Below are 6,531 nucleotides of genomic sequence, written 5' to 3'. Positions count from 1 at the left end.
GTGGATAGTGGGGAGTTCTTAGGGATTAGGGATTGGGGATTAGAGGCTTTTTAGGGAAGTTTTGTTGTGTTGCATGATAACAGGGTGGTTTAACAAAACCGTTGTTATGCGAAACGCTGGTTATTACACTTAATACATCAACCCAAAATGCCATAACGGGATTGTATTAAGATACCCTTTTTCTATATCGTCTTTAACTACAAAACCGTTTGCTGCTGTTTTGATTTGTTTTAATCCTTTATTTTTTCCTCCGACTTCAAAATCTATCGTATTAATTTTAAAATCGGCTACATTTGACGTGGTAAGCTGATGACTCACCCGTAATTGATTTAGAAAGAAGGTCTCTCTAACATTTCCTTTATTCTGGTTTTCTTTGGCTAAATTATAAACCAAATTCGTATTATCTAAATACACTTTATTTACCTTTCCCAGTCCTCGAACTCCTCCCGTTTCAGCTCTCAATTGCGCCACCATTCCTGCTTCTTCCATATACAAAAGGTAATCTGCAATGTTGTTTCGGCTAATGTTTAACATGTCGGCAATTTTACTCATATTGGGTTTAAAAGGGGCGCTTTCGGCTACAATAGCCAATAGTTGTTTTAATTTTCTACCTGTTGCTACATTCATCTCTGCATAAACAGGAATGTCGGTTTCCAAAGTTTGATTAACGACTTGCTGTAACCTCAAATCGAAATCATCTTCTAAAGAAAAGGGATAATATCCTTTCTTGAGATAATCTGAAAACAAGGGTAAAGGGTGCGGTATTTGAGGCACGTCTACCTTTAGATTCAGGATGTCTTCCAAACTAAATTTTGGCACTTTTATCTGATGAAAGAGCGCTAGATATTCCCGAAAAGATAGCCCTTGCATGGTATACACTAGTGCCCTACGGCTTAAATCGGAACTGCCTTTCTTGATGTCGAGTACCGAAGAACCTGTAAAAACCACGTTTAAATCTTTATGGTAATCGTAAATTAGTTTTAGCTCTTTTGACCAATCGGGGTATTTGTGTATCTCGTCTATAAACAAATATGTTCCTCCCGACTTTACAAAGGTATCTGCTAAATCTGTTAAACGGTTTTTGGCAAAATAGAAATCTTCGACTGTCACATACAGGGTTTGCCGAATGTCCAGATTGTTTTTTATATACTGCAAAACCAAAGTTGTCTTGCCAACACCTCTTGGACCAATTAATCCAATAAGCCTGTTCTTCCAATTTATCTGGTGATACGCATACCGTATAAATCCCGTTTCTGTATCTGAGATTAACTTATTGGCATATTCAAATAAAGCGTGCATTTTTATACTGTTTGTACAAACATACAACAATTTGCACTGTGACGGTGCGTTTTTTTGTTTATTTTGCACTGTTATGGTGCGGGGGTGGTTTTTAGTTTTTAGTTGGTAGTTATTAGTTGGTAGTTATTAGGAATTGGGGATTAGGGATTGGGGATTGGGGATTAGGGATTAGGGATTGGGATTGGGGATTGGGGATTGGGGATTGGGGATTGGGGATTGGGGATTTTTTTTAGAGGGTCTTTGCCCCGGCCCTAAAGGGAGAATCTTGTTTTGTTTTTCTATTTTATTGTGTCTCTTTTTGCTGCATTACATTTCTCCCTGAATGACAGAGGGCTTTTTTGAAGGGTGCTTTGCGGGGCAAAACTGCTTTTTAGCGGTTGGCAAACTTTATAGGTTTGGCAGGAATGCCTACGGCAGTTGCTCCATCGGGGATATCTTCTATAACAACGGCGCCTGCTCCTATAGTACACCATTTTCCAACAGTAACACCTGGTATGATGGAAGCACCTATTCCCACATGTGTCCCCTCTCCAATTGTAACACCTCCTGCCAAAGCCACATTCGGGGAAATGTGCACAAAATCTTCTATAATACAGTCGTGGTCTACAGATGCATTGGTATTTATAATGCAATGTGCCCCTATTTGCGTATCTGAATTAATGACCGCACCAGCCATAACTACCGTGCCTGCCTTAATCTTAACGCGTTTGGAAACCACGGCACTTGGGTGAATTAACTTGCTGTAAGTTGAAAATTTGTTTTGTATTGCCACTTGCTTTCTGGTTGCGTTATCGCCAATGGTAATAATCACCTCAACAGCATCTCTTGGTAGCTGATGAATAACCTCATAATCCAATAACTTTAGTTTGCTCGTATCGGCATCAATAAACCCATCTATTTTTACTTGACAGGCCTCTGCAATTTCAGCAATTACCTTACCATGACCACTTGCACCAAATAAATACATTTGTTTCTTTTTTTGTTTTAATGATTCCCTTTAAACGCTTCTGTTGTGGCTTGTCCTGCTTGGGTGATGCCTTCACGGACAAACACTTTTTTAATGGTTAAAAATAAGATTTTTACATCCAATGCCAAAGAGAGGTTGTCTACATACCACACATCGTATGCAAATTTTTGTTGCCAGCTAATGGCATTGCGTCCGTTTACTTGTGCCCAGCCTGTTATGCCCGGGCGTACGTGGTGGCGCTTTTTTTGTTCTTCGTTGTACAGCGGCAAATATTCGGGTAATAACGGCCGCGGTCCTATAAGGGCCATATCGCCTTTTAATACGTTAAGCAATTGTGGGATTTCGTCCAGACTGGTTTTGCGCACCAATGCGCCTAGAGGGGTTAACCGCTGGGCGTCGGGTAATAGGTGTCCGTTGGCGTCTTTTTTATCGGTCATGGTTTTGAACTTGACGATTTTAAAGATTCGCTCGTTTTTTCCGGGACGCTTTTGAAAGAAAAAGGGTTTGCCGTTGTTGGCCACACATAGCCCCAAGGTTACTATTAGAAAAACCGGCGATAACATCACAAGGCCTAAAAGGGCTAGGGTAAGATCGCTTATTCTTTTCAAGTAGGTTTTGTACATCGTACCGCAAAAGTAAGGTATTTAAACCTTGTGTGTGAAAAATCTTTAGGGCTTTTTGGGATGGTTTTTAGTGGGGGGTTTTTAGTGGGTAGTTTTTGGTTTTTGGTTGGTAGGGATTTTTTTTTGAGATTCTTTGCCCCGGCCCTAAAGGGGGAATCTTGTTGTGTTGCATGATAACAGGGTGGTTTAACAGACCGTTGTCATGCAGAAGGAGGCTTTTTTTGCCGACTGAAGCATCTCGTTGTTAGGAGATTATTCGCTTCGCTGGCCTTTATGCTTAAGACAGTGTTTTACCTTAGAGATTCTTCGCTGCGCTCTGAATGACAGAGGGATTTTTTACTGTATTACGTTTCATCCTGAATGACATGGGGCTTTTTTTAGAGGGTCTTTGCCCCGACCCTAAAGGGAGAATCTTGTTTTGTTTTATTTATTTGAAAGGGTCTGCGCCCCAGCCCTAAAGGGAGATTTTTGTTTTGTTTTATTTATTTGAGAGGGCTTTTCCCGACAGGGGGTGCTCACACATTACTTTAATACTTGTTTTATCTCTCTAACGTACTCTTTTGCTAAATTATCTCTATCAAAATACTTTTTTGCATAGTTATAACCAGATGCGCCCATTTCTTTTAATTCAACTTCTGATAACAGCAACACTTTTCTTATTCCGTTGGCTATTTCTTGAATATTTTCGGGTTCAACATAGATACCACACTCTGCATCATTTACTAAATCTCTAGAAACACCGTCTATTGCCAATAAAATTGGTTTCTTGCAAGACATATAGTCGAATGTTTTGTTGGAGTAGATGGTTTTAAACGTATCTACTTTTTTTAATACCGATGCCCCCATATCTGATGCCAAGATATATTTAAATACGTCTTGTTTGGATACGGGGTCTCTAAAAATTACATTCTCCAACGCTCTTTTTGCAACCTCTACTTGAAGGGCTTCTTTTCTCATCCCCGCACCTATTAATTGAAACACTACATTCGTATCTTTCAAGTTTTCTGCAGCATCTACCAATTGAATAAGATGATTAGCAACCCCGTGTGCCCCTACATAGGTAATGACAAACTTATCTTCTAGACCCAGTGCTCTTTTAAACTCTTTTGCATCAAAATTTTCTTGTATTTTTTCCGCTAGGCTAAAATCGGCTGCATTTGGAATAAAGATTACTTTTTCCTCAGGCACGTTTTTATCTTGAACTAACTTATCTCTAAACGCCGGTGTTAATACATTAATTAGTTTCGCTTTTTTGTATATAAACTTCTCAAACCAAAATGCAAAACTTATAATTTGTTTGTTTTTTAAAACGCCTGTATCAATAGCAGATTCTGGCCATAAATCCCTAATTTCAAAAACAAAGGGGATTCGTTTAAATAATGACAATACATAGGCCGTGATTCCGACAAATAACGGAGGCGAAGTAACCAAAATCACATCATATTTTTTTCTAGTAATAAATAAACCTGCATAAATACTAGAAAACACAAAAGAGAAGTACGCCCAAAGTCTTCCCAAGAAACTCACATTATAACTCTCAGACACATGGCAACGCACTACATCAACCTTCTCATAAAAATTGGTGTCTTTGTATATAAACTTCCCTTTATAACGTTCTTGTTTTTCTCCTGTAGCATAATGTACCATACCTGCAAGCACCGTTATTTCATGTCCTTGTTTAGCCCAAGTTCTGGTCATTTCGTTAAACCGGGAGCCCCCGCCATCGCCTTTTTCTAGAAAATATTGATGTATAAGTAAAATGTTCATAAACTAAAATTGCATTGTGGTTATAAATTGATTGCCTAGTGTTGTATAGGCATGAGTGGTTTTAGGTGATTTTTGCATGTAGTACAGGCTTTGTGATGTGTTCGTTGCTTTTGGTTGTATAAGCTTTCCTTCACCATCTGTAACGGTTAGTACCATGCTGTTATTCTCTGGCTGGCCAAAGTGCCAGTACAGCGTTTTCTTTTCGGATTTTGGCGACTCTAAAGTATCGGTTATGGTTAATTGCTGTTGTTTTGGGTCCCATTGCAACAATCTGGTATGCCTATTGTTTTGATGGTCGGTGTAATCGCCTTTCCAGCTCCACTTGTTCTGTTTATACTCAGGCCCTGCTATCTTTTGCACGTTTAGCCATTTGCCGTATAAAAACCGACTAATCTTAGGCATTTGTTCGTGCTGGCCAAATTGTATGGTATTGTGTGCCCTTACCGATTTAAACTTTTCGGTTTCCTCGCCTGCATTGTAAGAGTAGCTTCCGCTATCGCATAACAGGTTTTCTCCCTTATACCAGAGATCCAGATGAAATGCATCGCAGGTAGCAAAACGATACCTAGCATTGGGGAGTTTTAAAACTGCCTTTATTGGCCCATCGTTTAAAACCACCAATTCGTTATCGAAAGACGTTAATACCGGAATAGCGATTTCCTTTTTCGGGAATGTTTTAAATGCTTTCCCATACATCCAAAACAGTGGTTCATCATGTGCTCCGCTTTCAAACACCCGCTGGCTTTTAAGTGCCCCAAAAAACAACTGGGTCGAGGGTCTAAAGTCACGATAATCGCTGTTGTGGCATGTTAAAAACATGGCTCCATCATTACTCCCCAGATTAGGCACTTCCCCTTTTAAAGAAGCTATCATGTTGTACTGCAGTGTTCCTAAAGCCTCTAACCGTTCAAGAATTGGCTTGGCAAAACTTGGCTCGTTATACCGCTCCATCCCAATAAGTGTCCAGCTTAAGGTGTCTACCACGACCCTATGGTAGGTTACCGAGCGTTGCGAAAAAGTACCCTTTGCTGTTATGAGTTTTAACACCCTATTTTCTAGATAACGTCGTCCTTTTCGTTTCCATTTATGTAAGGTATTGGCTGGTACAGCCAGATGGTTTTGCCGAATTAAAAACGCCACACCTATATATAATGCTGCTGCTTCTGATGTGCCATGATTATTATCTTGGGCCATGGCGTAGTTGATGTTCCCTTCAATACGTGCCAGATGCTCATAAATCATACGCTGTACACTCGCCTCTGCCGTGGTCTCCTGGTTTAAAATCTGGGCTGTTGTAATGAGTTTCATCACCCGTATGGCTGTTTCTTGTCCGCATTTCCAGTTGGGGCCTTGGTTTTTGGGGTTGTGTTGCGACCAATCTTGCAACCATTGGTTAATGGTTTGCAAGTATTTTTCTTCTCCCGTGATGCGATACCCACGTGCTAAATCGGTTAACCAATCGAAGCGTGACGGCTCCCACAGGATTTTAACATCACCAGTGTTTAAATCAAAGTCACTAAGGGCTGTCCAGTGTTTATTAGGCCTATTGAGTACCGAGCCGTCAAACGGATTTTGAAACCAGTTGGGCGGATTGCTCCCTTGAACGTTGTGGTAATGAAACCAGGTTAACTTCCCCTCTAAAATGTTGTCCGCTTTTTCTAAGGTTTTCGCTTTCCAGTTTTCGGGATAATCTGCTACGGGCATAGTCGCTTTAAAAAACGGCCCTATTATGGGCGTTCCCAACGGAAATTTACGTTGTCGCCAGCCCAGTTTCATGCTTATGCGGTACCACAGCATGTAAGCTACATTGCGGTAGCCGAGTTTGGGAAGTATGGAGAGTATGAGGGCGAGTTTTTTTAGCATGGATACTTATAT

At 40.4% G+C, this 6,531-nt stretch carries 5 protein-coding genes; all 5 read right to left on the bottom strand.

Annotated elements, in window-relative coordinates:
- Positions 1 to 129: 129 nt before the first annotated feature.
- Positions 130 to 1,299, bottom strand: a complete 1,170-nt coding sequence (locus IA57_RS07330; protein ID WP_036121244.1) for an ATP-binding protein — start codon at positions 1,297 to 1,299, stop codon at positions 130 to 132.
- A gap of 370 nt (positions 1,300 to 1,669) precedes the next feature.
- Positions 1,670 to 2,266: an acetyltransferase gene (locus tag IA57_RS07325; protein ID WP_036121241.1), complete on the bottom strand. Its 597-nt coding sequence runs from the start codon at positions 2,264 to 2,266 to the stop codon at positions 1,670 to 1,672.
- Between the two features lie 17 nt (positions 2,267 to 2,283).
- Positions 2,284 to 2,889 (bottom strand): sugar transferase, encoded by a 606-nt coding sequence (locus IA57_RS07320; RefSeq protein ID WP_036121238.1) that lies wholly within the window; start codon positions 2,887 to 2,889, stop codon positions 2,284 to 2,286.
- A 522-nt stretch (positions 2,890 to 3,411) separates the two neighbouring features.
- On the bottom strand, positions 3,412 to 4,656 hold the full coding sequence (locus IA57_RS07315) for a glycosyltransferase family 4 protein (RefSeq protein WP_036121234.1): 1,245 nt from the start codon (positions 4,654 to 4,656) through the stop codon (positions 3,412 to 3,414).
- A 3-nt stretch (positions 4,657 to 4,659) separates the two neighbouring features.
- Positions 4,660 to 6,519 carry a heparinase II/III domain-containing protein gene (locus IA57_RS07310; RefSeq protein WP_084176733.1) on the bottom strand — a complete coding sequence of 620 codons (1,860 nt, stop codon included), beginning with the start codon at positions 6,517 to 6,519 and terminating at the stop codon, positions 4,660 to 4,662.
- Positions 6,520 to 6,531: the final 12 nt, after the last annotated feature.

The sequence above is a fragment of the Mangrovimonas yunxiaonensis genome (assembly GCF_000733475.1).
Taxonomy (GTDB): domain Bacteria; phylum Bacteroidota; class Bacteroidia; order Flavobacteriales; family Flavobacteriaceae; genus Mangrovimonas; species Mangrovimonas yunxiaonensis.
The sequence above is the reverse complement of the archived record's forward strand: the minus strand, read 5'-3'. Positions and strand labels throughout refer to the sequence as shown.

Coding starts and splice junctions, on each gene's coding strand:
- IA57_RS07330 (WP_036121244.1), bottom strand. CDS start 1,299: ATGCACGCTTTATTTGAATATGCCAATAAGTTAATCTCAGATACAGAA.
- IA57_RS07325 (WP_036121241.1), bottom strand. CDS start 2,266: ATGTATTTATTTGGTGCAAGTGGTCATGGTAAGGTAATTGCTGAAATT.
- IA57_RS07320 (WP_036121238.1), bottom strand. CDS start 2,889: ATGTACAAAACCTACTTGAAAAGAATAAGCGATCTTACCCTAGCCCTT.
- IA57_RS07315 (WP_036121234.1), bottom strand. CDS start 4,656: ATGAACATTTTACTTATACATCAATATTTTCTAGAAAAAGGCGATGGC.
- IA57_RS07310 (WP_084176733.1), bottom strand. CDS start 6,519: ATGCTAAAAAAACTCGCCCTCATACTCTCCATACTTCCCAAACTCGGC.